The organism is Anaeromyxobacter oryzisoli (assembly GCF_022690765.1).
Taxonomy (GTDB): domain Bacteria; phylum Myxococcota; class Myxococcia; order Myxococcales; family Anaeromyxobacteraceae; genus Anaeromyxobacter; species Anaeromyxobacter oryzisoli.
The window spans coordinates 1-23,990 of record NZ_JALCZA010000071.1; the positions used below are offsets into that span (position 1 = coordinate 1).

General features: G+C 74.3%; 23 protein-coding genes. 17 read left to right on the forward strand and 6 right to left on the reverse strand.

Annotated elements, in window-relative coordinates; translation table 11 throughout:
- Nucleotides 1-625 (reverse strand): TfuA-like protein (locus tag MNZ27_RS18180; RefSeq protein ID WP_242395514.1); only part of this gene is annotated, 625 nt, incomplete at its 3' end.
- The gene (locus MNZ27_RS18185; protein WP_242395515.1) at nucleotides 622-1,743 is read right to left on the reverse strand and encodes a YcaO-like family protein; all 1,122 of its coding nucleotides are present in this window, start codon (nucleotides 1,741-1,743) and stop codon (nucleotides 622-624) included. The genes MNZ27_RS18185 and MNZ27_RS18180, both read right to left, overlap by 4 nt.
- A gap of 61 nt (nucleotides 1,744-1,804) precedes the next feature.
- Here MNZ27_RS18185 and MNZ27_RS18190 point away from each other — a divergent pair, with 61 nt between their 5' ends.
- Entirely contained in the window at nucleotides 1,805-3,208 is a 1,404-nt protein-coding gene (locus MNZ27_RS18190; RefSeq protein ID WP_242395516.1) for a M20/M25/M40 family metallo-hydrolase, read from the forward strand.
- A gap of 150 nt (nucleotides 3,209-3,358) precedes the next feature.
- The gene (locus tag MNZ27_RS18195; RefSeq protein WP_408629698.1) at nucleotides 3,359-5,881 is read left to right on the forward strand and encodes a glycogen/starch/alpha-glucan phosphorylase; all 2,523 of its coding nucleotides are present in this window, start codon (nucleotides 3,359-3,361) and stop codon (nucleotides 5,879-5,881) included.
- Between the two features lie 9 nt (nucleotides 5,882-5,890).
- Here MNZ27_RS18195 and MNZ27_RS18200 read toward each other — a convergent pair whose 3' ends face one another.
- Nucleotides 5,891-6,253, reverse strand: coding sequence for an MGMT family protein (locus MNZ27_RS18200; RefSeq protein WP_242395518.1), 363 nt, complete (start codon nucleotides 6,251-6,253; stop codon nucleotides 5,891-5,893).
- Nucleotides 6,254-6,341: 88 nt separating this feature from the next.
- Here MNZ27_RS18200 and MNZ27_RS18205 point away from each other — a divergent pair, with 88 nt between their 5' ends.
- From MNZ27_RS18205 to MNZ27_RS18220, 4 genes are all read left to right on the forward strand, one after another.
- Nucleotides 6,342-6,926: a hypothetical protein gene (locus tag MNZ27_RS18205; RefSeq protein ID WP_242395519.1), complete on the forward strand. Its 585-nt coding sequence runs from the start codon at nucleotides 6,342-6,344 to the stop codon at nucleotides 6,924-6,926.
- Nucleotides 6,927-7,037: 111 nt separating this feature from the next.
- On the forward strand, nucleotides 7,038-7,628 hold the full coding sequence (locus tag MNZ27_RS18210) for a LemA family protein (protein WP_242395520.1): 591 nt from the start codon (nucleotides 7,038-7,040) through the stop codon (nucleotides 7,626-7,628).
- Nucleotides 7,629-7,633: 5 nt separating this feature from the next.
- Nucleotides 7,634-8,383: a TPM domain-containing protein gene (locus MNZ27_RS18215; RefSeq protein ID WP_242395521.1), complete on the forward strand. Its 750-nt coding sequence runs from the start codon at nucleotides 7,634-7,636 to the stop codon at nucleotides 8,381-8,383.
- A 144-nt stretch (nucleotides 8,384-8,527) separates the two neighbouring features.
- Nucleotides 8,528-9,166, forward strand: a complete 639-nt coding sequence (locus tag MNZ27_RS18220) for a TPM domain-containing protein (RefSeq protein ID WP_242395522.1) — start codon at nucleotides 8,528-8,530, stop codon at nucleotides 9,164-9,166.
- 94 nt (nucleotides 9,167-9,260) lie between these two features.
- Here MNZ27_RS18220 and MNZ27_RS18225 read toward each other — a convergent pair whose 3' ends face one another.
- Nucleotides 9,261-10,283 carry a radical SAM/SPASM domain-containing protein gene (locus MNZ27_RS18225; RefSeq protein WP_242395523.1) on the reverse strand — a complete coding sequence of 341 codons (1,023 nt, stop codon included), beginning with the start codon at nucleotides 10,281-10,283 and terminating at the stop codon, nucleotides 9,261-9,263.
- Nucleotides 10,284-10,314: 31 nt separating this feature from the next.
- On the opposite strand from MNZ27_RS18225, the gene MNZ27_RS18230 reads away from it, so the two are divergent.
- Entirely contained in the window at nucleotides 10,315-10,980 is a 666-nt protein-coding gene (locus MNZ27_RS18230; RefSeq protein ID WP_242395524.1) for a helix-turn-helix domain-containing protein, read from the forward strand.
- Between the two features lie 410 nt (nucleotides 10,981-11,390).
- Nucleotides 11,391-13,280 carry an APC family permease gene (locus MNZ27_RS18235; RefSeq protein ID WP_242395525.1) on the forward strand — a complete coding sequence of 630 codons (1,890 nt, stop codon included), beginning with the start codon at nucleotides 11,391-11,393 and terminating at the stop codon, nucleotides 13,278-13,280.
- Nucleotides 13,281-13,313: 33 nt separating this feature from the next.
- On the opposite strand, the gene MNZ27_RS18240 is transcribed toward MNZ27_RS18235, so the two are convergent.
- Together MNZ27_RS18240 and MNZ27_RS18245 are read right to left on the reverse strand one after the other, a co-directional pair.
- Nucleotides 13,314-14,654, reverse strand: coding sequence for an ammonium transporter (locus tag MNZ27_RS18240; RefSeq protein WP_242395526.1), 1,341 nt, complete (start codon nucleotides 14,652-14,654; stop codon nucleotides 13,314-13,316).
- A gap of 3 nt (nucleotides 14,655-14,657) precedes the next feature.
- A complete protein-coding gene (locus MNZ27_RS18245; protein WP_242395527.1) occupies nucleotides 14,658-15,665 on the reverse strand; it encodes a serine/threonine-protein kinase in 1,008 nt (335 codons plus the stop codon).
- Between the two features lie 82 nt (nucleotides 15,666-15,747).
- On the opposite strand from MNZ27_RS18245, the gene MNZ27_RS18250 reads away from it, so the two are divergent.
- From MNZ27_RS18250 to MNZ27_RS18290, 9 genes are all read left to right on the forward strand, one after another.
- Nucleotides 15,748-16,554: a PP2C family protein-serine/threonine phosphatase gene (locus MNZ27_RS18250; RefSeq protein WP_242395528.1), complete on the forward strand. Its 807-nt coding sequence runs from the start codon at nucleotides 15,748-15,750 to the stop codon at nucleotides 16,552-16,554.
- A gap of 312 nt (nucleotides 16,555-16,866) precedes the next feature.
- Nucleotides 16,867-18,321, forward strand: a complete 1,455-nt coding sequence (locus MNZ27_RS18255) for an ammonium transporter (RefSeq protein ID WP_242395529.1) — start codon at nucleotides 16,867-16,869, stop codon at nucleotides 18,319-18,321.
- A gap of 196 nt (nucleotides 18,322-18,517) precedes the next feature.
- A complete protein-coding gene (locus MNZ27_RS24080; protein WP_242395530.1) occupies nucleotides 18,518-19,813 on the forward strand; it encodes an MgtC/SapB family protein in 1,296 nt (431 codons plus the stop codon).
- A gap of 70 nt (nucleotides 19,814-19,883) precedes the next feature.
- Complete coding sequence (locus MNZ27_RS18265; RefSeq protein WP_242395531.1) at nucleotides 19,884-20,063, forward strand: hypothetical protein; 180 nt, start codon at nucleotides 19,884-19,886, stop codon at nucleotides 20,061-20,063.
- A gap of 63 nt (nucleotides 20,064-20,126) precedes the next feature.
- Nucleotides 20,127-20,327 carry a hypothetical protein gene (locus tag MNZ27_RS18270; protein ID WP_242395532.1) on the forward strand — a complete coding sequence of 67 codons (201 nt, stop codon included), beginning with the start codon at nucleotides 20,127-20,129 and terminating at the stop codon, nucleotides 20,325-20,327.
- Nucleotides 20,328-20,405: 78 nt separating this feature from the next.
- Nucleotides 20,406-21,518 carry a CgeB family protein gene (locus MNZ27_RS18275; RefSeq protein WP_242395533.1) on the forward strand — a complete coding sequence of 371 codons (1,113 nt, stop codon included), beginning with the start codon at nucleotides 20,406-20,408 and terminating at the stop codon, nucleotides 21,516-21,518.
- Nucleotides 21,518-22,294, forward strand: a complete 777-nt coding sequence (locus tag MNZ27_RS18280) for a sugar phosphate nucleotidyltransferase (protein WP_277958087.1) — start codon at nucleotides 21,518-21,520, stop codon at nucleotides 22,292-22,294. Before MNZ27_RS18275 ends, MNZ27_RS18280 begins: the two co-directional genes overlap by 1 nt.
- A gap of 25 nt (nucleotides 22,295-22,319) precedes the next feature.
- Complete coding sequence (locus tag MNZ27_RS18285; protein ID WP_242395534.1) at nucleotides 22,320-23,087, forward strand: TIGR04290 family methyltransferase; 768 nt, start codon at nucleotides 22,320-22,322, stop codon at nucleotides 23,085-23,087.
- 11 nt (nucleotides 23,088-23,098) lie between these two features.
- Nucleotides 23,099-23,968: a glycoside hydrolase 5 family protein gene (locus MNZ27_RS18290; protein WP_242395536.1), complete on the forward strand. Its 870-nt coding sequence runs from the start codon at nucleotides 23,099-23,101 to the stop codon at nucleotides 23,966-23,968.
- Nucleotides 23,969-23,990 lie beyond the last annotated feature (22 nt).

Here is a 23,990-nt window from a genome sequence, read left to right on the forward strand (position 1 = left end):
GGGCGTCCGCCGCCTTGAGGTCCGGCACGCGCGGGAGGAACGCGCCGAGCCGCGCGCGCGCCGCCGCGCCGAGGGGCGCCGCGTCGAGCACGGCGGGCCAGGTCCGCTCGCGGTACGGCATCGCGGCGGCGGCCTCGACCAGCGCCCGCTCGTCGCGCGCCGAGGCGATCCGCCCCCGGCGCGCCGCGTCGGCGGCGGCGCGGACCTGGACGAGCGGCAGCGTGAACGGCCGGAACCCGTGCTCCGCGTCCGCGTGCAGCAGCGCGACCTCCCCGTCGTCCACCAGGACGCCCTCGCGGTACCACGCCGCGATCCGGCCGACGCCGACGACGCCGAAGCGGGCGAGCTCCGCGGCCCGGAGCGCGCCCATGCTCGCGCCGCCGAACACCGCCACGCCCGCGTCCAGCGCGGCGAGGAGCTCGCGGGGCCACACCGAGGGCGTCGTGTCGAAGAGGCCGTCCACCAGCGCGATCGCGAGCGGCCGCTCGGGGAGGATCGCGAGCACGTCGCCGGCACGCGCCGGCGGGAGGACGCGGCAGGGGGCGACGGCCCGCGCCGCCTCGGGCGAGAGGGACGGGCCCAGGAACGCTACGACGTCGGCGGCGACGTCCCGGTGGCGGGTCACAGGAGCTCCGAGAGGAGGAGGCCGGGGACGACCACCTGGACCGCGTGGACGCCCTCGGGGGCGGGCAGGTCGGCGGCCACCGCGGGCCCGAGGCCGGCGGCCTCGAGCCGTCGCACGATCGCGCCGATCGCGCGCGCGGGCGACGGGGCGCGCGCCGACGGCAGCGCCCCCGCGTCCAGGCGCGGGCGGATGGCGGCGCAGAGGGCGGCGAGCGGCGCGGCCTGGTCGCGGTCCCCGACCAGGACGTCCTCGCGGGCGCCGTGGATCTCCGTCGCCCGCGACTGGCACGCCTCGAGGAGCGCGGCGGAGAGCGCGGCGTCGCGCTCCAGCCGGCAGGCGTAGCCGGCGGCGACCGGGACCGGCGCGCCGTCGGGATCCACGAGGAGCGCGGCCGCGACCGGGAGGCCCGCGCCCGCCCCGCAGTCGAGGAGGTGCACCCGGAACCCCCGGCGCGCGAGCGCCGCGACGCGCGCGGCGCTGCGCGGCGCCGCCCGCGCGAGCGACCCCGGCGCGACGAGCCGCGCCCGCAGCGCCTCGGCGGTGAACCCCTCCGGCAGCGCCCGCGCGAGCTGATCGCGCTCCACCGCCTCGAGCAGGCCGTGGAGCACGGCCGCGGCGCGGTCCCGGTGCGCGCCCATGCCGTTGGAGGTCCAGCGGATCACCGCCGGGCCGAGGAGCGGCGCCGAGGGAGGCGGGCAGGACACCGCCGCGGCGGGCACGAGGGCGCGTCCGCCGCGTCCGAGCACGGCGGCCTCCCGCCAGCCGAGCGCCAGCGCGTCCCAGGCGGGATCGGCGTCCGGCGTCAGCGCCGTGGCGGAGAGCACCTCCACGCCCGGCGCCGCCCGGCGCACCTCGTCCGCCGTGCCGTGCGGGCCCGGGACGGCGTGCTCGGCGGCCCAGAGCTCCACCGCCTCCATCACCGCCCCGCGCGCGGCCTCCGCGAAGGTCGCGCCCTTGCCGTTCGTCACCTGGAGGACGTGCCCCGCGGGCCGGACCGCGCTCGCCACCTCCACCCCGGTGCGGTCGAGGCCTGTGAGGCGGGCGACGCGGGTGACGCCGATCGCCGCGGCGACGGCGTCCAGCCAGCGGTCCCGAAGGGGGTGAGGGTCCCGGCGCATCGCGCGATTTATATCCTGCAAACGCTTCCTTCGATCCCTCGAGAGGCGAGGAGACCACCGGATGACCGACAACCCGGTCGAGCTGGCGCTCGCGCATTACGAGAGGAACGCCGCGATCTACCTCGACGAGCTGAAGCGGCTCGTCCGCATCCCGAGCGTCTCGTTCGCGGGCTTCCCCGACATCGAGGTGAAGCGGAGCGCCGACGCCGTCGCCGAGCTGCTCCGCCGCCGCGGCTTCGAGAAGGTCGAGGTCCTCGCCGTCGAGGGCAGCCACCCCTACGTCCTCGGCGAGCGCATCGAGGACCCCGCCGCGCCGACCCTGCTCCTCTACGCGCACCACGACGTGCAGCCGGCCGGCGACGTCGAGGCGTGGAACAGCCCGCCCTTCGAGCCGACCGAGCGGGGCGGGCGGCTCTACGGCCGCGGCACCTCCGACGACAAGGCCGGCATCCTCGTGCACGCCGCCGCGGTGGACTCCTGGGTGCGCGGCGCGCGGCGGCTGCCGCTCAACGTGAAGCTCGTCGTGGAGGGCGAGGAGGAGATCGGCTCGGGGCACCTCGTCCAGTTCCTCTCCCGGCACCGGTCGCGCCTCGACGCGGACGCGATGGTCCTCACCGACACCGGCAACGTGGACGTCGGCGTCCCCTCGGTCACCGTCGCGCTCCGCGGCCTCGTCACGGTGGACGTCGAGGTCCGCGCGCTCGAGCAGAGCGTCCACTCCGGCATGTGGGGCGGCCCGGTGCCGGACGCCGCCATGGCGCTCGCGAAGATGCTGGCGAGCCTGGTGGACGGCGACGGCCGGATCGCGATCCCCGGCGTCTACGACCGGGTCCGGCCGCTCTCGCGCGAGCAGCGCGAGGCGATCGCGGCCCTCCCGGTCGGGCCCGAGGAGTTCCGGCGGCAGGCGCGGCTGCGGCCGGGGGTGGCGCTGCTCGGCGACGCCCACCCGCTCGAGGTGAGCTGGTGGCAGCCCGCCCTGGCGGTGAACGCCGTCCAGGCGTCCTCGCGCAAGGACGCGCGGAACGTCATCAACGACGTGGCGTGGGCGCGCGTCGGCGTCCGGCTCGTGCCGGACATGGATCCCGCCGAGACGCGGGACCGGCTCGTGGACGCGCTGAAGCGGGCCGCGCCGTGGGGGGTCGAGGTGCACGTGCGGACCGAGACCGCGGGCGCCCCCTGGACCACGGACGTCTCCCACCCCGCCTTCGGCGCGGCGTTCCGCGCGCTCGAGCAGGGGTTCGGTCGGAAGGCGCTCGCCGTCGGCTGCGGCGGCTCCATCGGCTTCGTCGAGCCGTTCGCCAAGGCGCTCGGCGGCGCGCCGGCGCTCCTCGTCGGGGTCGAGGACCCGTCCTCGAACGCACACTCCGAGAACGAGAGCCTGCACCTCGGCGACTTCCAGAAGGCGATCCGGAGCGCGATCCACCTCTACGACGAGCTGGCGCGGGCGCTGCGGAAGGGCGGCTAGCCGCCGCGCCGCCGCGGTCCCCGGGGGACGGCCGCCCGCCCGATCGCCGGCGCGCGGGCGCCTCCGCGCGCGTGTCCGGGCCGGGGCCCGAGGTTATGATGATGCGCCGCCGGACGCCCCTCCCGGGCGCCGCGTGGACGAGGAGACCGGATGCCTCCGCCGAGGAGAGGAATGACCGCCCGCGACGAGGAGGCGAGGGCGCTCGAGCGCGCGCGCGACCTGCCGAACTCGCGCACCGCGACGGACGTGGACACGCTCCGGCGGGCGTTCGCGGATCACCTGCAGTACTCGCAGGGCAAGGACGAGCACACCGCGACGGCGCTCGACCGCTACTTCGCCGTGGCCTACACCGTGCGCGATCGGATGATGCGGCGGTGGATCCAGACGCAGCAGGCCTACTACAAGGAGGACGCGAAGCGGGTCTACTACCTCTCGCTCGAGTTCCTGATGGGCAAGGCGCTCGAGAACAACCTGCTGAACCTCGGGCTCTACGATCCGATGCGCGCGGCGCTCTCGGATCTCGGCCTCGAGCTCGCCGACCTCCTCGCCCAGGAGCCCGACGCGGGGCTCGGCAACGGCGGCCTGGGCCGCCTCGCCGCGTGCTTCCTCGACTCGCTCGCCACCCTGTCGATCCCGGCGTACGGCCACGGCATCCGGTACGAGTTCGGGATCTTCGACCAGGAGATCCGCAACGGCTACCAGGTGGAGCGCCCCGAGGAGTGGCTCCGGTTCGGGAGCGCCTGGGAGATCCCGCGCCCGGACGCGACGGTGACGGTGTCGCTCTACGGCCGCACCGAGCACGGCTCGGACGAGGGCGGCCGGCTCCGCGTGCGCTGGGTGGACGCGCGGCACGTCCTCGGGATGCCGTACGACGTCCCGATCACCGGGTTCGGCAACCAGACGGTGAACACGCTCCGGCTCTGGCGCGCCCGCGCCTCCCAGGAGCTGGACCTCGCGGACTTCAACGCCGGCGACTACCTCTCGGCGGTCGAGGACAAGGACCTCTCGGAGAGCATCTCGAAGGTCCTCTACCCGAACGACCTCACCGTGATGGGCAAGGAGCTGCGGCTCCAGCAGCAGTACTTCTTCGTCTGCTGCGCGATCCACGACATCGTGAACCGCTACCTCAAGATGCACGACGGCTTCGGGAGCTTCCCGGACAAGGTGGCGATCCAGATGAACGACACCCACCCCGCGATCGCGGTCGCGGAGCTGCTGCGCGTCCTGATGGACGAGCAGGGGCTCGAGTGGGACGAGGCGTGGGAGATCGGCCGCGCCACCTTCGGCTACACGAACCACACCCTGCTCCCCGAGGCGCTCGAGCGGTGGTCGGTGGATCTCTTCGGGCGCGTCCTCCCCCGCCACCTCGAGATCGTCTACGAGATCAACCGCCGGTTCATCGACGGCGTGCGCGCCGCGCGCAAGGCCGACGGCGGCGCCGTCGCGCGGATGAGCCTCATCGAGGAGGGCCCGACCAAGCAGGTCCGCATGGCGAACCTCGCGGTCGTCGGCTCGCACTCGGTGAACGGGGTCGCCGCGCTGCACACCGAGCTGCTCAAGCGCGAGCTGTTCCGCGACTTCTTCGCGCTCTGGCCGGAGAAGTTCAACAACAAGACGAACGGCGTCACGCCGCGGCGCTGGCTGCTCCAGGCGAACCCGGGGCTCGCGAAGTCCATCACCGAGATGCTCGGCCCCGCGTGGCTCACCGACGCGACCCAGCTCCGCCGGCTGGAGCCGCTCGCCGAGGACGCCGGGTTCCGGCGGCTGTTCCAGAGCGTGAAGCGCGACAACAAGGCGCGGCTCGCCGAGATCGTCCGCGCCGAGAACGGCGTCACCCTCGACCTCGACTCGATGTTCGACGTCCAGGTGAAGCGGATCCACGAGTACAAGCGCCAGCTCCTCGCGGTGCTGCGCGTCGCCAGCGAGTACCTCCGGCTCAAGGAGGAGCGCGCGTACGACCCGCTCCCGCGCACGTACCTGTTCGGCGGGAAGGCGGCCCCCGGGTACGCCATGGCGAAGGCGATCATCAAGCTCGTGGGCTCCGTCGCGGAGGTGGTGAACCGCGACGTGGACGTGAAGGGCCGGATCACGGTCGTGTTCCTGAAGAACTACCGGGTCTCGCTGGCGGAGCGGATCTTCCCGGCCGCCGAGCTGTCGGAGCAGATCTCCACCGCGGGCAAGGAGGCCTCCGGCACCGGCAACATGAAGTTCGCCCTGAACGGCGCCCTCACCATCGGCACGCTCGACGGCGCCAACGTCGAGATCCGCGAGGAGGTCGGGGCGGAGAACTTCTTCCTCTTCGGCCTCACCGTCGAGCAGGTCGCGGCCCTGAAGCGGCGCGGCTACGATCCGTGGGAGTGGTACCGGAACGACCGGCGCATCAAGCAGGTGCTCGACGCGCTCGCCTCCGGGGTGTTCTCGCCCGGCGAGCCGGGGCTGTTCCGGCCCATCGTGGACTCGCTCCTGAACGGCGGCGATCCCTACCTCGTCCTCGCGGACTTCGCCGCGTACTGCGCGTGCCACGAGGAGGTCGAGCGCGCGTACCGCGATCCGGAGCTGTGGACGCGGAAGGCGATCCTGAACGTCGCGCGCGCCGGGAAGTTCTCGTCCGATCGCACCATCCGGGAGTACGCGGCGGAGATCTGGGAGGCGCCGCCGGTCCGCGTCGGGTAGCGCACGCGGTCAGCGCCCGCGCGGACGCCGCGGCGCGCGGTGGGCCCGGGCCCACCCGAACCGCGCCAGGTCCACGCGCCCGCGTGGGTCGAACCGGACGCCCTCCGCCTCGAGGAGCTCCCGCTGCACCGCGGCGCCGATCGGATCGAGGATCGAGATCGCCGCCCGCTCGCGCGGGCGCGCGCCGAGCACGCGCTGCCACGGCACGTCGTGCCTCGTGCCGCGGAGCGCGGCGAGGGCGTAGCCGACCTGACGGGCGGCGCGAGGCCTCCCGGCGAGGAGCGCCACGGCGCCATAGGTCGCCACCCGGCCGCGCGGGATGCGGCGCACGACGCGGTAATAGGCGGACCAGCCGGCGGGGAGGGCGCGCACCGACGGAGTCTCGACCGGTCGGGCCTGCCGGGTAAAGCGGCGCCGCGGGGGCCTCGCCGCGGCGGTGACCCGTGCTACGCTCCGCGCGATGCCCCGCTCCCTCCGCGCCCTCGCCGCCCTGCTCCTCGCGGTCGGCGCGGCCGGCTGCTCCGGGAACCCATGCACGCCGCCGCTCGACCGCTGCGGCGATCGCTGCCTCGATCTGCGCTCCGACGCCCGGAACTGCGGGAGCTGCGGGAACGTCTGCGGGGCCGGGCTCGCGTGCGTGAGCAGCGCCTGCGTCCCGGACGCCGTGGCCGGAGGGTGCTCCGCGCGTACGGGCGGCGCGTTCGTCACGCTGGAGGTCTGCGCCGAGAGCGTGAAGGTCTGGGTGTCCTCCGCGTACGCGCCCGAGTTCATCGCGCGCGCCCAGGACCTCGCCTCGAACCCCTCGTCGCCCGGGCCGACGACGCCGCAGCTCGGCTTGTTCGACGGCACCGACTGCGACGGTCAGTGGACCTGGCACGTGGACCCCGCGAACGCCGCGTGGGTCGCGGCGCCGACGAACCCGCCGTGCAGCGCCTGCCCGAGCCAGGTGGAGGCGACGAAGTCGTACTTCCTCGTCGAGGTGGGGACGTGGTGCCCCGACCCCGCCGTGCAGGGGGTCCGGGTCCTCTCCGTGGACGTTCGCTGACGCCGCGCGGCGGCGCGCCGCGGACGTGATCCCGATGCATGAGGCCCTGCCTGGGGCTGGCTGCGAGAAATCATCCTTTTCCCTCACCCGGGCGGGCGCTAGGTTTCCCCCATGAGAACCAACCGGTCCTTCCTCGCAGCGCTCGCCGTGGTGCTCCTCGGCGGCTGCGGCGTGCAGTCCATCCCGCAATCGGAGAACGCGGTCACGGCCGCGTGGGCCGAGGTCGAGAACCAGTACCAGCGGCGCGCCGATCTCGTGCCGAACCTCGTCGAGACCGTGAAGGGCTACGCCTCCCACGAGCGCGAGACGCTCGAGGGCGTCGTCGCGGCCCGCGCGAAGGCGACGCAGGTGCAGCTCACCGTCGATCAGCTCACGCCCGAGAACATGAAGAAGTTCGAGGCGGCCCAGGGCCAGCTCCGGAGCGCGCTCGGCCGGCTGCTCGCCGTCGCCGAGAACTACCCCCAGCTCAAGGCCAACGAGAACTTCCGCGATCTGCAGGCGCAGCTCGAGGGGACGGAGAACCGGATCACCATCGCCCGGCGCCGCTACATCGACGCGGTCCAGCAGTTCAACAACCTCGTGACGGTGCCGCCGACGAGCTGGACGAACGGCATGCTCTACCACAAGCAGGCGAAGGCCCAGTTCACCGCCACGACCGAGGGCGCGCGCGAGGCGCCCAAGGTCAACTTCGGCGGGAAGTGACGCCGGTGCGCCTCCTCGCGCTCATCCTCGCCCTCGCGACGGCGAGCCCGGCCGCGGCGGCCGTCCCCGTCCCGGCCCTCACCGGCCCGGTCGTGGACGAGGCCGGCCTGCTCCGCGGCGCGGACGCGCGCCGGCTCGCGGATCTCGCGACGCGGGCCCGCGCCGCCGCCCACGGGCAGGTACAAGGCGTCCAGCTCCAGTACCTCGTCGTCCCGTCGCTCGAGGGCGAGCCCATCGAGGACTACTCGATGCGCGTCGCCGAGGCCTGGAAGCTCGGCACGAAGGGCCAGGACAACGGCGTCCTCGTCACGGTCGCCGTCGAGGATCGCGCGGTCCGCATCGAGGTCGGCGGCGGGCTCGAGGGCGGCCTCACGGACGCGCAGTCGTCGCGCATCATCCGCGGCACGATCGTCCCCGCGTTCCGCGCCGGCCGGTTCGGGGCCGGGCTGTACGACGCCGGCGTGCAGATCCTCGGCGCGCTCGGGGCGCTACCCTCCGGTGTCGCGCCGGTCCGCCGTGCGCCGCCGGCGACGCACTTCTCCGCCCTCGCGATCCTGGCGATCTTCGTGCTGATCTTCATCGCGCGGGTCGCGACCGGGTTCACCCCGCGGCGGCGGAGCGCGCTGTGGTGGGGCGGCCCGTGGGGCGGGGGAGGCGGCCCGTGGGGTGGCGGGGGCTTCGGCGGCGGGGGCGGCGGCGGCTGGTCCGGCGGCGGCGGCGGCTTCTCCGGCGGCGGCGCCTCCGGGCGGTGGTAGACGCGACCCCGCGCGAGCGGGGCGACGGTGCTGCAGCGCGGTGGTGACGCGCCCGATCCACCGCGGGCGCGTGGAGCGGGCACGGCCCGTCCATCCAGGATTCGAGGCCGCGCCGGTGGACGGGCCTCGCGGAGAGGAGACACGATGCTCGAGCGCCATTTCGGACAGCCGGTGCAGGAGCGCGTCGCGGAGGCGGTGCGCCGGGCGGAGGCGCTCTCCCGCGGGCAGATCGTCCCGGTCGTGGTGGAGAAGAGCGATCCCTACCCGGAGGCGCGCTATCGCGGAGGGCTCCTCCTCGCCGCGCTCGCCACCGCGGGCGTGCTCGCGACGGGCGCGCCGCTCACCCTCCCCGAGCTGCCCCTCGTGCAGCTCGCGGCGGGGCTCGCGGGGGCGGCGCTCTCGCTGTGGGATCCGATCGAGCGGCTGCTCGCGGGGCGGCGGGCGATGGACCAGGCGGTGCGAGCGCGGGCGGTGCGCGCCTTCCACGAGCAGGGGCTGCAGCGTACCGCCGAGGGGACCGGCGTGCTCGTGTTCGCGTCGCTGTTCGAGCGCGAGGCGGTGGTGCTCGGAGACCGCGGCATCGACGCGAAGGTCGGGCCCGGGGAGTGGGATCGCGCCGTCGCGGCGCTCGTCGCGGGGCTGCACGACGGCGATCCGGGGAAGGGGTTCGTGGACGCCGTCGCCCTCGCCGGCGCGCGGCTCGCCGAGCACTTCCCCCGGGATCCGTCCACCCGGCCGCCGGTCAACGAGCTCGAGGACTCGATCCGGGTGTCGAAGACGTAGCGGACCTCGGCTCCACGCCGGCGAGGGGCGCGGGACCCGGGAGGCGAGGACGGGCCGGGCGCGCGGTGCGGGCGCGGGCTGCGGGAAGGAGCCCCTACGCGCCGCCGGGGCGGCGGAAGGTGCAGGCCCGGCAGACCGGGTGCTCGAGGTGACGGGCGACGAAGTCGCGGAACGGGGCCGCCGCCCAGAGCGCCCGCAGCGAGGCGTGGGCGACCGAGCCGAAATCGCCGAGGCCGCCGGCCGCGGCGGCCGGGTGCGGGCAGGGCGCGAACCGACCGTCCGGGTGGATCCAGGCCTCGCGCCCCACGAACGGGCACGGCCCCAGCGGCGCCGGGTTCGCGGGATCGGGCCGGAGCTCGACCGCGTTCTCGAGCGCCGGCGCGGCGGCGTCGCCCGCGGCGGCGGCCAGCTCGCGCGCAGCCCGCACCGCCGCGTTCCAGCGGCGGATCGCGTCGGGGCTCCGGCGCAGCGAGCTCGCGGCGAGCGCCGGGGACCTGATCTGGAGGTGGTTCAGCTTGACCCGATCCACCCCGAGCCGCCGGGCGAGGTCGATGATGGCCGGCAGCTCGCCGACGTTCGCCTCCTGCGCGGTGACCTGGAACGACACCGTGCAGCGCCGCGCCCCCCTCCGGGCGAGCCGGTCGCGCGCCTTCACCAGCGTCCTCACGCCCGCCACCGCCCGCTCGAACCGGAGGCCGGGCATGATCGCCTCGGCCGTGCCGGCCGTCGCGCCGTTCCAGGAGATCTTCACGTCGCGGGCCACGGGCAGGAGCCTCTCGGCCCACTCCGCGGCGCCCCGCCCCGGCCAGGTCCCGTTGGTCACGAGGTTCAGGAGGAAGCCTTGCGCGGCGGAGCGCGCGACGAGGGAGGGCAACCCGGCCCAGAGCAGGGGCTCGCCCATGGTCGACGGGATCACCTCGACGAGCGGCGTGCCGCGGCGCTCCTCGAGGACGTCGAGCGCCAGCGCGGGATCCATGCGCCGCGCCGGGCGACGCGCGCGCCCGCCGGCCCGCGCCGCGCCGCAGGGGCACATGCCGCAGGCGAGGTTACAGTCGTCGGGGTTCGTGACCAGCGTGAGGCGCCGCGGGCCACCGGCGGTGGGAGCATTCGTTGACAACGCCTCCGTTGTAACGGAAAAAGAGATGGCGATGAAGAGCGTGCGCGAGAGCTCCAGATCACGCGGCCGCCGGGCGGCCGTTCCCTCCCCCGAGCAGCACACGCCCGATCCGCACGAGCAGGCGCCGGCCGGGAAGGATCTGACGCCGGTGGTGGGCGGCAACCTGCGCCGCCTCCGGAACCAGCGCGGCCTCTCGCTCGAGAAGCTCTCGAAGGTGTCGGGCGTCTCCCGCGCGATGCTCGGCCAGATCGAGCTCGGCCAGAGCGCGCCCACCATCAACGTCCTCTGGAAGATCTCGTCCGCGCTCGGCGTCCCGTTCTCGGCGCTCATCTCGGCGCGCGCGAGCGGGGGCATCCACATCCTGCGCGCCGAGAGCGCGAAGGTGCTGACGAGCCACGACGGCACCTACTCGTCGCGGGCCCTCTTCCCGTTCGACGAGCCCCGGCGGGTCGAGTTCTACGAGCTGCGCATCGCGCCGGGCGGGGTCGAGCACGCGGACGCGCACAACCCGGGCACCGTCGAGAACCTCGTCGTGTCCCAGGGCGCGCTCGAGCTCGAGGTGGGGAGCCGCAAGGAGCTCCTCGCGACCGGCGACGCCATCGTGTTCGAGGCGGACGTGCCGCACGTCTACCGCAGCCGCGCCGACGTCGAGACGGTGCTGTACCTCGTGATGACGTACGCCGACACGATCGGCTGATCGTCGGACGGGGGCGCGTCCTCTCCCGGTCGCCCCCCATCGCAGAGTCGCCCGCCGACGGGCGCTCGGGGTGATGCCCGCCGGGCGGGGCGCCGGCGGATCGCGCGGCGCGGCGCCCCCCCGCCTGCCCGGCTTCGCTCTCCGTTCACGCTCGTTTCGTGCGCAACGGCGTGCCCGCTTCACGGGCGGCGCAACGACGCGTGGCGCCCGACCGCCGTCGCCGATCGCAGCCGGTCGGCGCAGCGCGAGCTCTCCGCGTCTTCGCTCCTGGCGCGGGCGCCCGCGTCACGCGCTGCTCCCGGAGCGCGCCTCGCGACGGCCGGCGACGCCGCGGGCGCGTGCGGCACGGCCGCTGCAGCGCGGTCCGAAGCGAGGTGGGGGCACCCGCCCGCGGGACAGGGGGAGCGACGATGGCGACACCGACCAACGAAGGGAGGGCGCCGCCCTCGGCCGGGACGACGGGCTCTCGCCCGACGCTGGGGCTGACCGGCCTGACCATCAACGCGATGGCGCTCATCGCGCCCGGGGCGTTCCTCTGGCTGACGTTCCAGATCCAGTCGCTCTACGGCGCGCCGATGGCCGGCTCCGCCATGTGGTTCGGGATCCTCGCCGCGCTGCTGCTCTGCTTCGCGACCGCGATCAGCTACGCCGAGCTGTCGAAGCTCTACCCCGGCGCGGGGTCCTCCTACTTCTTCGCCGAGCAGGCCTTCCTGAACCGGACCCGCGCCTACCGGTTCGCCCGCGTCGCCAAGTTCATCACCGGCTGGGCCTCGCACCTCTACTACTGGGTGTACCCGGGCGTCATGGTGGGCGTGACCGCCATCCTGTCGGGCTACCTGCTGAACCAGTTCTTCCCGAACACCTTCAGCGGCACCTACGACAGCTTGCTCTTCATGGCGCCGTTCTGCGTCGTGTTCGCCCTGGGGGTCGCGTACATCGCGTTCCGGGGCGTCACCGGCACCACCGGCGTGAACTTCGCGATCAACGTCGTCCAGATCGCCGCGCTCCTGGTGTTCTCCGTGATCGCCGTCTCGTATCGGATCCACCACCCGGAGGGCTCGAGGGGCTGGCACCTCGTGAACGGCGTCCCGGTGGACTACGTGGTGGCGCAGGAGCCGGTGCTCGAGAACGGCAAGCCGAAGCTCGACGCGGCGGGGCGGCCGGTGCTGCAGAACGCGCTGGATCCCGACGGCAAGCCGCTGCCCGCGCTGAAGGACGGCAGGCCGGTCCCCTTCACGCTGAGCTACGCGCCCGAGGTGGCGACCGCCCTCGAGCCGGCGGACGCGACGCACCCGAACGAGCTCACCCCGCACTTCAAGTTCCACCCCACCGCCTCGTCGGTGCCCGCCCCGCACGGCTTCTCGTACATCGTGATCCAGGCGTGCATCGCCATCCTGATCCTCGTCGGCTTCGAGTCGGTGACCTCCATGGGCGAGGAGGCGAGGAACGCGAAGCGCGACATCCCGCGCGCCGTGCTGCTCTCCCTCGGCATCCAGGGGATCGTCTGCTACGCCATCGAGTACTTCGCCGCCAACTACTTCCTGAACCAGGGGTACACCCTGGCCGACGCGGCCGGCTCGGGCGCGCCCCTCGGCGACATGATGGTCCTGGCCGGCACGTGGCTGTTCGGCAGCTACGCGGCGGGGCGCGCGTTCATGCTGGTGCAGGCGGCCACCGTCTTCCTCGCGCTCATCGGGACGACGCTCTCGTGCCTCTCGACCGGGGCGCGCGTGACGTACGCGATGGGCAAGGACGACGAGGTGCCGAGCCACTTCGGCCTGCTCCACGGCAAGCGGCTCACCCCGTACCGCGCCATCTGGACGCTGGCCGTCCTCTCGGCGGTGATCGGGATCCTCACGGTGGTCACGTACCTGGGGGGCACGTCGCCGGCGCCGCTCGAGGCCAGGTACCACGGATTCTGGTACGCCTTCGGCCTCTTCGCGCCGGAGGCCTACCCGCACCTGCCGAACAGCCTCGTGATCATGACGCTGATCTCGAACTTCGGGACCTTCATGCTCTACATGCTCACCTGCGTCGTCACCATCGTGGCGTATCGCGAGCACCACGCCTTCAGCGGCTTCAAGCACCTGCTCGTGCCGCTGTTCGGGCTCGTCGCGAACGCGGCGTGCATGGCCTTCTACCTGGTGGGGCCGTTCACCGTGACCGGGATGAGCGTGAAGGAACCGTACATCGCCCTCGGCGTCTGCCTGCTGTGGGGCGCCTACGGCACGATCTACTTCCTGCGCTCGAGCCGGAAGAACGGCAAGGCGATCCTGGTCCGGAAGCCGGTGGCCGCGTAGCGCGGGCGTCCGCGCCGCGGCGCGGACGCGTCGTCAGCCGCGGGGGTAGGCGTCGGTCCCCATCTCCAGCGCATCCAGCCCCTGGTACTCCACCTCGGCCGACACGCGGTTGCCGACGAGCCGATCCACCAGCCGGAAGAACCCGTACGAGGCCCCGAACACGAAGATCGCGTTGACGAGCACGCCGACGGCCTGCGCTGCGAGCTGGCCGCCGTCGCCGAAGAGGAGCCCGCGGACCGGGCCCGCCACCCCGTTCCAGCCGTCGCCCCAGCTCCCGTCGGCGAAGAGCCCCACCGCCAGCGCGCCCCAGGTGCCGCACACACCGTGAACCGCGAACGCCCCCACCGGATCGTCCACCCGCAGCCGGCGCTCGAGCACGCGGACGGTCCGCACCACCAGCAGGCCGGCCACGACCCCCACGAGCACCGCGGCCGCGGGGGTGACGAAGGCGCAGCCCGCGGTGATCGCGACCAGCCCGCCCAGCAGTCCGTTGCACGCCATCCCGACGTCCGGCTTGGCGAGCGTGAAGCGGATCGCGAGCAAAGCCGCGATCGCGCCGCCGGCCGAGGCGAGCATGGTGTTCACGGCGATGAGCGCGATCCGGGGGCTGGCGGCCGACAGGGTGGAGCCGGCGTTGAAGCCGAACCAGCCGAAGGCGAGGACGAGCGTGCCCACCACCGACATCGGCAGGTTGTGGCCGGGCATCGCCCCGATCGTGCCGTCGGCCCGGAACCGGCCCAGGCGCGGGCCGAGCACGATGGCGCCGGCGAGCGCGGTGAGCCCGCCGGTCATGTGGACCACGCTCGAGCCGGCGAAGTCGACGTGGCCGTGGCCGAGCCCGGCGTTCACGCCGAGGCGGGCCAGCCACCCGCCGCCCCACACCCAGTTGCCGTAGAGCGGATACAGCAGCGTGGACATGAACACGCCGTAGACGAGGAACGCGGAGAACTTCCAGCGCTCGGCCATCGCGCCGGTGGGGATGGTCGCGGCGGTGTCCATGAACACGGTCGCGAACAGGAACATGGCCAGGTGCGAGGGCTCGTGGGCCACCGTCACGAGGGCGAACCGGGCGGCGCCGACGAGCCCCCAGAGCCTCCCGCCGAGCGTCAAGCCCAGCTCATGGCCGCCCGGCGCGGCCGCGCCGAGCGTGGCCCACTCCTGCACGCCGCCCATCATGAGCCCGTAGCCGACGAGCCAGAACCCGAGCACGCCCACCGGGTAGATGACCAGGTTCATGGCCATGGTGTTCGCGGCGCTCCGGGCGCGGGTGAAGCCCGTCTCCACCATGGCGAACCCGGCCTGCATGAACATGACGAGGAACCCCGTCAGCAGCACCCACGCGACGTTGAGCGACGCCTCGAGCGACGGGCCCATCGGTCACCTCCGTTCGAGCGCCGGCGCGGCGCGCGGGCCGGGCGGCGCGGACAGCCGGCTGCTCAGCCACACCAGCGCGCCGAGCCCGGCCAGCACCGCCACGACGATGGCGAAGGCCACGGCGCGCCGGCGGGCGCGGGCGCCGGCGTGCCGGCGCGACGCGCCCCGGGCGAGCTCGCGGGCGGGCACCGCGGACGGGTCGGCCAGATCGCGGCACAGCTCGGCCGCGGAGGCGTAGCGGTCGCGCGGGTCGCGCTCGATGGCCTTCAGGATGATGGCCTCCAGCGACGGGTCGAAGTCCTTCACGTAATAGCCGGGGGCCCGGGGCTCCTCGCTCGCCTTCGCGCGGAGCAGGGCGCGCGGGTCCGGGCTGTCGTAGGGGAGGTTCCCGGTGAGCATCTCGTAGAGCAGCATCCCGAGCGCGTAGATGTCGGTTCGCACGTCGCCGCGGCGGCCGCGGATCTGCTCGGGCGCCATGTAGTCGGGGGTCCCGAGCGCGCTGGAGAGCACGCCCCAGGTGAGCCGGCGCGACGACTCGGCCAGCGCGATGCCGAAGTCCAGGATCTTCACCTGGCCCGACGCGGTGAGGAGGATGTTCTCGGGCTTGAGGTCCCGGTGCACCACGCCCTGCGACTCCAGGTACGCGATCGCGCCGCAGACCTGCCGCGCGATGTCCAGCGCCTGCTCGGTGGGGAGCGGCTTCCCCGCCATGAGGGCGCGGAGCGACCTGCCCTCGACGTGCTCCATCACCATGTACGTCCGGCTCTTCTCGCGCGGCTTCAGGATCCGGACGATGTTGGGGTGGTCGAGCCGCTGCCCGATCTGCTCCTCGCGCTCGAATCGCTGCGCGAAGACCACGTCGGCCTCGAGCTGCACGTGCGGGATCTTGAGCGCCACGGTGGCCCCGGTGAACCCGTCCACCGCCCGGAAGATCGACGCCATGCCGCTGCGCGCCAGGAGCGCCTGGAGCTCGTACTGGTCGAGCTTCTCGCCGACGACGGGATCGCGCATCAGGCGGCCGGAGCGTGCGGTGACATGGCCCAACTTAGTGCGCGCCCGAGGTGCGCCGCAACCAGCGCGCGTCGAGGTCGCCGTGGGTGAGTGGGCGCTGGACGCGGCCGCGCTCACCGATCGCGGCACCGCGCGCGATCAGAACGAGGACGCCTGCGCGGCGCGGCTCGATCCCGACGGGACCGCCCTGGCGGTGGTCGCGGACGGCGTGTCGCTCGCCGCCGCGGGCGAGGTGGCGAGCCAGATGGCGGTCGAGGTGCTGTTGCGGGCGTACGCCGACGACCCCGGGGCCGCGCCGCCGGGCCAGCGGCTCTACCGCGCGGTCCAGCAGGCCAACATCGAGCTGTACGATCGCGCCGTCGTCGTGCCGGAGCTGCGCGGCATGTCCACCACGCTCACCGCCGCGGTGATCGCGGGCGCCGAGCTCACCGCCGTGCACGTGGGCGACTCGCGGCTGTACCTGCTCCGCGGCGGCGAGGCCGTCCAGCTCACCAAGGATCACACCGTGGCGGCGGAGAAGGTGCGCAGGAAGCTGCTGACGCGCGAGAAGGCGCGTCTCCACCCGGGGCGCAGCGTCCTGACGCGCAGCCTCGGGCGCGAGCTGATCGTGAGCCGCGACCGGATCGTGAAGCGGCTGTCCGCGGACGACGTCGTCCTGCTCTGCAGCGACGGCCTCCACGACGTCCTCGAGGACGCCGAGCTGCCGGCGCTGGTCGGCGGGCTGTCCGCCGCCGCGGCGTGCCGGGCGCTCCTCGAGGCGGCCAACGCGCGCGGCACGCCCGACAACCTGAGCGCGGCGGTGGTGCGCGTCACCGGCGCGCTCGCGCACGACGCCGCGCCCGGCGGGCTCGGGGCGCGGCTGCGCCGGCTGGTGCGCCGGGAGGGGTGACGCGCCCACCCGCGCCACCCGGCGGTCGCCGCGGGGCGAGCGCGGGAGCACCCGTTCCGGGCTCGCCGTCGCCCGGAATCCAGGCGGGCCGGGCGCTCCGCGTCGGGCGTGCGGCCCCTGTTTGCTCGCCATCGCGTCAGGCACCTGCTCGGCGCGCGCTCAATCGACCGTCTCGGCGCCCCCGATCCCGCCCGGCACGCGACGGCACGGTCGCTGCAGTCCGTCCCTCCGGTTCGGACGTCCGCGGAACACGGCGCAGCGGGCGCGCGTGACGGGACACCGCAAGAGGAGCTTTTCCAAGAAGGAGGAGAGATGGGACCCACGGTCGCGGACCTCGCGAAGCAGCTCAGCGACACGCAGACGGCGCTCAACATCGTATGGACGATGGTCGCCGGCTTCCTCGTCATGTTCATGCAGGCGGGCTTCGCGCTCGTCGAGACGGGGCTCACCCGGGCGAAGAACGTCGCCCACACGATGGGGATGAACTTCCTCGTCTACGCCATCGGCATCATCGGCTTCTACTTCGTCGGGTTCGGGCTGCAGATGGGCGGCGTCGGCGCCGTCTTCGGCGGCGATCCGATCCTGGCGAAGGAGTTCACGATCCACCTGTTCGGGAAGTCGTTCGGCCTCTTCGGCATGACCGGCTTCATGCTCCACCCGCTGAACGTCTACACGGCCGGGGTGGCCGCCACGTTCCTCTTCCAGATGGTGTTCATGGACACCACGGCGACGATCCCGACCGGCGCCTGCGCCGAGCGCTGGAAGTTCACCTCGTTCGTGCTGTTCTCGTTCGTCATCTCCATGCTCATCTACCCGATCTACGGGAACTGGGTCTGGGGCGGCGGCTGGCTCTCGCAGCTCGGCGCGAACTTCGGCCTCGGCCACGGCCACGTGGACTTCGCCGGCAGCTCGGTGGTGCACCTCACCGGCGGCGTCATCGCCCTCACGCTCGGGAAGCTGATCGGCCCCCGCATCGGCAAGTACTCGTCGGACGGCCGGGTGAACCCCATCCCGCCGCACAACATCCCCCAGGTGATGACGGGCACGTTCATCCTCGCGTTCGGCTGGTTCGGCTTCAACGCCGGCTCGACCCTCTCCGGCATGGACACCCGCCTCGCCGTCGTCGCGGTGAACACGATGCTCGCCGGCGCGACCGGCGCGTTCGCCTCGTACCTGTACGTGAAGATCAAGTGGGGCAAGGCGGATCCGTCCTGGCTCGCGAACGGCATGCTCGCCGGCCTCGTCGCCATCACCGCGCCCTGCGCCTTCGTCTCCTCCTGGGCGGCCGCCCTCATCGGCGCCGTCTCCGGCGTCCTCGTCGTGGCGGCCGCGCTCTTCATCGACACGAAGCTCAAGATCGACGACCCGGTGGGCGCCTCGGCCGTGCACGGCGTGAACGGCGCGTGGGGCATCCTCGCCCTCGGCCTCTTCGCGAACGGCACGTACGGGCAGGGGCTGAATGGGATTCCCTACGGCGTGACCGGCCTCTTCTACGGCGACGCGGGCCAGCTTCTCGCCGAGGTGATCGGCATCCTCGCGAACGTCGCCTGGGTCGCCCCGGTCGCCGCGATCTCGTTCGTCATCATCGGGAAGCTCGTCGGCAACCGGATCTCCGCGGAGGACGAGGTGAACGGCGCGGATCTCGGCGAGATGGGCGTGGCCGGCTACGACTTCGGCGGTGGCGCCACGACGGGCGTCGCGCCGCGTCCCGCCGAGGCGACCTCTCCGGCGGCGGTGTCGTCGCTCGCGAGGAGCGCCCCCACGTAGCGAGCAGCGAGCGCGCCCGGGACGGCGTCCCCTCCGGGGACGCCCTCCGGGCCACGCGCGGGTGGAGCCGCCCTCCGGTCGCCGCACCGGGGGGCGGTTCCGTCATGGGAGGCTCGCGCGGCGCGCGCGCTCGGGGGGCGCCGTGCGGGCCGCGGGGGCCGCGCGCCCGGGCGGACCGCGCGATTAGGATCCGCGCGTGAGCCGCCTCGAGCCCTACGCCTCGCTCGGCCTCGCGGCCGCCGCCGGGCTCCTCATCGGCCTCGAGCGCGAGCGGTCGCGCCCCACCGATCTCGGCCGGGACTCCTTCCTCGGCGGCGCCCGCACGCACCCGCTCCTCGCCCTCGGCGGCGGCGTGGCGATGCTGGCCGCGCGCGAGATCGGACCGGCCGTGGTCGCGATCGCGTTCGCCGCCCTGGTCCTCCTCCTCGTGGTGAGCTACGCCGGCGACGTGCTCCGCGGCGTGCACCGCGGGATCACCTCCGAGGCCGCCTTCGTCCTGTCGTTCCTCCTCGGCGTCCTCGCGCTCACCCGGGGCGTGCTCGAGCCGCTCGCCACCAAGCTCCTCGTCGTCGCCTCGGTGGCGGTCGTCGCGACCTACCTCCTCTCGTCCAAGCCCACGCTCCACCCGCTCGCGCGGCGCGTGACCGCCGCGGACGTCTCCGCCACGCTCAAGTTCCTCGTCGTCGCCGTCGTGGTGCTGCCGCTCCTGCCCGACGAGTCCTTCGGCCCGTTCGGCGTCCTCAACCCGTTCCAGATCGGGGTCCTCGTCGTCCTCATCTCGGGGCTGTCCTTCGTGGGCTACGCCGGGATCCGACTCCTCGGGCCGCGGCTCGGCCTGGGGCTCACCGGGGTCGTGGGCGGGCTCGTCTCCTCGACCGCCGTCACCCTCGCGATGGCCGGCCGCGCGCGGGAGCGGCCGGCGATCGCGGCACCCGCGGCGTTCGCGGCGATGCTCGCCTCCACCGTCATGTTCGCGCGCGTCCTCGTGATCGTCGCGGCCGTGAAGCCGTCGCTGGTGGCGCACCTGGCCGCCCCGCTGCTCGCGGCGGCCGCCGCGGGCGCCGGCGCGAGCCTCGTGCTCTGGCTGCGCGCGCGCCGCCCGAGGGCGGAGGCGAGCGAGGTGGCCTTCTCGAACCCCTTCGAGCTCGAATCGGCCCTCGGCTTCGCCCTGCTGCTCACCGCCGTGCTCCTCGGCTCCAAGGCCGCGTCGGTCCACCTCGGGACGGCCGGGACGTACGCCGCCGGCGTCCTCGCCGGCACGACCGACGTGGACGCGATCTCCCTCTCGATGGCGAAGCTCGCGGGCGCCGGCGTGAGCCCCGAGGTCGCCGCCACGACGATCTTCCTCGGCGCCGCCTCGAACACGATCGTGAAGGGCGTCATGGCGGTCGCGGCCGGCGGCCGGTCGTTCGGGGGGCAGGTGCTCGCCGCGCAGCTCGCCTCGCTCGCGGCCGGCGCCGTCGGGCTCGCCACCACGTGGCTGGCCGGCTGAGCGCCGAGGAGGGGCCGGGCCGGGCGCGATCGCCGGGGCGTGGGCATCCTCGCGTCACCAGAGGTGCACCATGGAGCGCAAGGAAGAGGAGCGCGGCGTGATGACCCCGCGGCAGGCCGCGATGGAGGTGGAGCCGAGCGCCCGGATCGACGAGGATCCGGAGAGCGACCCGCGCGAGGAGCTCGGGTGGGAGCAGCCGGAGTCGTCCGCGCAGAAGCTCCCGGACCTCCCCGGGGCCGAGCGCCGCTGACCCGACAGGTCCACGCCGCTCGCGCCGCGGCGAGGCATCATCGACGACGGCGCGGGGTGGACCATGACCGACGGTACGACGGGGCGGGCGGGCGATCTGCTGCCGGAGGGCGAGGCGCTCCGGCGGGCCATCCGATGGCTCGACGAGCGGGCGCGCGCCGAGGCGAAGCTGGATCGCGTCCGGGCGGTGGGCGAGGCGGCGGTCCGCTTCGACCTGACGCCGCTCGAGGAGGACTTCCTCGTCCGGGAGTGGGCCCGGCGGTGAGCCGGCGCGCCGCGTCGGGCGGGGCGCCCTAGCTTTCCCGAGGGGCCGCTCCTCGCGGCCTCGAGGGGGCGCACCCGCGTGCGGCTCGTCGTCTTCGGGCTGACCGTCAGCTCGTCGTGGGGAAACGGCCACGCCACGCTCTGGCGCGGGCTCGCCGGAGCGCTCGCCCGGCTCGGCGGGCGCGTCACGTTCTTCGAGCGGGAGCAGCCGTGGTACGCCGCGCACCGGGACGTGCGGGCGCTCGCAGGCGGCGAGCTGGTGCTCTACGAGGACCTCGCCGGCGTGCGCCCCCGGGCCGAGGCGGCGCTCGCCGCCGCCGACGTCGCGATGGTCACGTCGTACTGCCCGGACGCGCTCGCTGCGACCGACCTCGTCCTCGCGTCGCGGGCGCCGGTGAAGGCGTTCTACGATCTCGACCCGGGGGTCACCCTGGAGCGCGTCGGCGCGGGGCAGCCGGTGGAGTGGCTCGGTCCCCGCGGGCTCCGCGACTTCGAGCTGGTCCTCTCCTTCACCGGCGGGCGTGCCCTCGCGGCGCTCCGGGAGCGGTTGGGCGCCCGGCGCGCCGTCCCCCTCCACGGCTCAGTGGACCCCGCCGTCCACCGGGCCGCGCCCCCGCGGGCGGAGCTCGCGGGGGATCTCTCGTACCTCGGGACGTACGCGCCCTCGCGGCAGGCCGCGCTCGAGGCGCTGTTCCTCCGCCCCGCCGAGCGGCTCCCGCGGCTCACCTTCGTGCTCGCCGGCGCCGGGTACGAGGGGAGCTTCCCCTGGCGCCCCAACGTCCGCTACGTGCGCCACCTCGAGCCGGCGCTGCACGCGTCGTTCTTCTGCTCGTCGCCGCTGACCGTGTCGGTGACGCGCGCCGAGATGGCCGCGCTCGGCCACTGCCCGTCGGGCCGCCTCTTCGAGGCGGCCGCGTGCGGCGTGCCGGTCCTGTCCGACTGGTTCGAGGGGCTGGACGCGTTCTTCGACCCCGGGCGGGAGATCCTCGTCGCCCGCACGACCGAGGAGGCGATCGCGGCGCTGCGCCTGCCGCGGGCGGCGCTCCGCCGGATCGGCGCGCGTGCCCGGGAGCGGGCCTTCGCGGAGCACACCGCCGACGCGCGGGCGGCCGAGCTGGTCCGGCGCTGCGAGGAGGCGGCCCGCGCGCCCGCGGAGCGGGCGCCGGCGCTCACCGGGGGAGGAGCGGCCTGATGTGGGGCATCATCCCGGCGGCGGGGATCGGGAGCCGGATCCAGCCGCTCGCGTTCTCGAAGGAGCTCCTCCCGGTGGGGAGCCGCGTCGTGGACGGGACGGAGCGCCCACGCGCCGTGTCGGAGCACCTGGTGGAGCGGATGATCCGCGCGGGCGCGGACCGGCTCTGCCTCGTCATCTCGCCCGGGAAGTCGGACATCCTCGAGTACTACGGCGGCGCCGTCGGCCCCGCGCGCATCTGCTACGTGGTCCAGCCGGCGGCGGCCGGGCTGTGCGACGCCCTCTTCCGCGCGCTCCCGTTCATCGGCCCGGAGGAGGAGATCCTCGTCGGCCTGCCGGACACGGTGTGGTTCCCGGTGGACGGCTTCCGCGCGCTCCCGGGCGGGCTGTCGTTCCTGCTGTTCCCCGTCGCGCGGCCGGAGCTGTTCGACGCGGTGCTCACCGGCCCGGGCGACCGGGTGAGGGAGATCCAGGTGAAGGCCGAGCGGCCGGGGACGGAGTGGATCTGGGGCGGCTTCAAGCTCACCGGGGCGATCCTCGCGGAGCTGCACGCGCTGTTCCGGGAGCGCGGCGGGCGGGACGCGTACGTCGGCACGCTCGTCAACGCGTGGCTCGCGCGCGGCGGCGTCGCGCGCGCGGTGCGCGCGGGGGAGGCGTACGTGGACGTGGGGACGTTGCACGGATACCACGAGGCGCTCGCGCTCCTGCAGGAGCGGGAGGGCCCGCCCGCCCCTGGCCCCGCGGCCGAGCGGAGCGAGGGGGGAGCGGCCGGATGAGGGCGGCGCGGGCGAGGGCGCGGTCGTGACGCGCGAGGAGATCGAGGCGCGGGTGCGCGCGCTCTCGCCCTGGTTCCACAACCTCGAGCTCGAGGGCGTCCGCACCGCGCCGGATCACTTCCTCGGCGACTACCCCGGCGCGGTCTGGCGCGCCCTCGCGCCGGCGCTGCCCGCCGATCTCTCCGGAAAGTCCGTCCTGGACGTCGGCTGCAACGCCGGCTTCTTCTCGCTCGAGCTGAAGCGGCGCGGCGCGGCCCGGGTGCTCGGCGTGGATCTGGACGCCCGCTACCTCGCCCAGGCGCGGCTGGCGGCCGAGATCGCGCGGCTCGACGTCGAGCTGCGGCAGCTCTCGGTCTACGACGTCGCGCGGCTCGAGGGGGAGCGGTTCGACGTCGTGGTGTTCATGGGGGTGCTGTACCACCTGCGCCACCCGCTCCTCGCCCTCGACCTGATCCGGGCCCACGTCGCGCCGGAGCTGCTCGTGTTCCAGAGCATGATCCGGGGCAGCCAGGGGCGGTTCCCCGCGGCGCCCGATTACCCGTTCGAGGAGCGCGACGTCTTCGATCACCCTTCGTGGCCGAAGCTTCACTTCGTCGAGCGGCGCTACGCGCACGACGAGACCAACTGGTGGATCCCGAACCGCGCCTGCGTCGAGGCGATGCTCCGCTCCGCCGGGTTCGCGCCGTCGCCCGTCCCCGGCACGGAGGTCTACCTCTGCCGGCCCGCGGACCCCGATCCGTTCGGCGGGCCGGTGTACCCGGCGCGGCGCGGCGAGGACGGAGGTGCCCCGTGATCGAGGCGGCGATGCTCTGGAACGAGCCGAACAACCTCTCGCACTGGGACTTCGAGCTCGATCCGGACTGGCGACGGTACGCGGAGCTCGTCCGGCTCGCCGGCCAGGCGATCCGCGCCGAGCGCCCCGGCCTCACCCGCGTCCTCGGCGGGACGTCGCCCATCGACGCGAGCTTCTTCGAGCTCCTCGGCCGTCACGGCGCGCTCGAGGAGGTCGACGCGGTGGCGATCCACGGCTTCCCGCTCGACTGGAACCACTGGCAGCTCCGGGAGTGGCCGGCGCGGCTCGCCGAGATCACCGGGGCGGTGCGCCACCCGGTCTGGATCTCCGAGGTGGGCGTCTCCTCCTTCGGCGCCGAGGAGGTGCAGGACTGGGGCCTCGGCCGCACGGCGGAGCTGCTCGTCGGGCGGGCCCCCCGCATCCACTGGTACAGCCTCTTCGACCTGCCGCGGGCGTGGCCCGCGACCACGCGGCACCGGGAGGCGGAGGGCTCCTCGTACTACCGCCACTTCTACATGGGGCTCGTCCGCGAGGACGGGACCCCGAAGCTCGCGCTGCGCCGCTTCGCCGAGTGGGCGCCGGCGCTCGGGATCTGCCAGTGGTTCCACTTCGAGGACCCCCGCCTCGACGCCGGGTTGCGCTGGCTGAGGGAGCTCGGGGTGAAGCACGTGCGCACCGGGCTCTCCTGGGCGGACAGCTACCGGCCCGGCTGGGAGGCCTGGTTCGACCGCCAGATGAGCGCGCTCGAGCCGTTCGAGGTGACCGTCACGTTCTGCTTCACGCCGGAGCACCGCGGGCTGCGGCCGCACCACACGAGCCCGCCGCAGGACCCGGCGGAGTACGCCGACTTCTGCGCGCGGATGGTCCGGCGTTACGGGTGAGCTCGGCGCTCCGCCCGGCGGA

Coding starts and splice junctions, on each gene's coding strand:
- MNZ27_RS18185 (WP_242395515.1), bottom strand. CDS start 1,743: ATGCGCCGGGACCCTCACCCCCTTCGGGACCGCTGGCTGGACGCCGTC.
- MNZ27_RS18190 (WP_242395516.1), top strand. CDS start 1,805: ATGACCGACAACCCGGTCGAGCTGGCGCTCGCGCATTACGAGAGGAAC.
- MNZ27_RS18195 (WP_408629698.1), top strand. CDS start 3,359: ATGCCTCCGCCGAGGAGAGGAATGACCGCCCGCGACGAGGAGGCGAGG.
- MNZ27_RS18205 (WP_242395519.1), top strand. CDS start 6,342: ATGCCCCGCTCCCTCCGCGCCCTCGCCGCCCTGCTCCTCGCGGTCGGC.
- MNZ27_RS18210 (WP_242395520.1), top strand. CDS start 7,038: ATGAGAACCAACCGGTCCTTCCTCGCAGCGCTCGCCGTGGTGCTCCTC.
- MNZ27_RS18220 (WP_242395522.1), top strand. CDS start 8,528: ATGCTCGAGCGCCATTTCGGACAGCCGGTGCAGGAGCGCGTCGCGGAG.
- MNZ27_RS18230 (WP_242395524.1), top strand. CDS start 10,315: ATGAAGAGCGTGCGCGAGAGCTCCAGATCACGCGGCCGCCGGGCGGCC.
- MNZ27_RS18235 (WP_242395525.1), top strand. CDS start 11,391: ATGGCGACACCGACCAACGAAGGGAGGGCGCCGCCCTCGGCCGGGACG.
- MNZ27_RS18240 (WP_242395526.1), bottom strand. CDS start 14,654: ATGGGCCCGTCGCTCGAGGCGTCGCTCAACGTCGCGTGGGTGCTGCTG.
- MNZ27_RS18245 (WP_242395527.1), bottom strand. CDS start 15,665: ATGCGCGATCCCGTCGTCGGCGAGAAGCTCGACCAGTACGAGCTCCAG.
- MNZ27_RS18255 (WP_242395529.1), top strand. CDS start 16,867: ATGGGACCCACGGTCGCGGACCTCGCGAAGCAGCTCAGCGACACGCAG.
- MNZ27_RS18265 (WP_242395531.1), top strand. CDS start 19,884: ATGGAGCGCAAGGAAGAGGAGCGCGGCGTGATGACCCCGCGGCAGGCC.
- MNZ27_RS18270 (WP_242395532.1), top strand. CDS start 20,127: ATGACCGACGGTACGACGGGGCGGGCGGGCGATCTGCTGCCGGAGGGC.
- MNZ27_RS18280 (WP_277958087.1), top strand. CDS start 21,518: ATGTGGGGCATCATCCCGGCGGCGGGGATCGGGAGCCGGATCCAGCCG.
- MNZ27_RS18290 (WP_242395536.1), top strand. CDS start 23,099: ATGCTCTGGAACGAGCCGAACAACCTCTCGCACTGGGACTTCGAGCTC.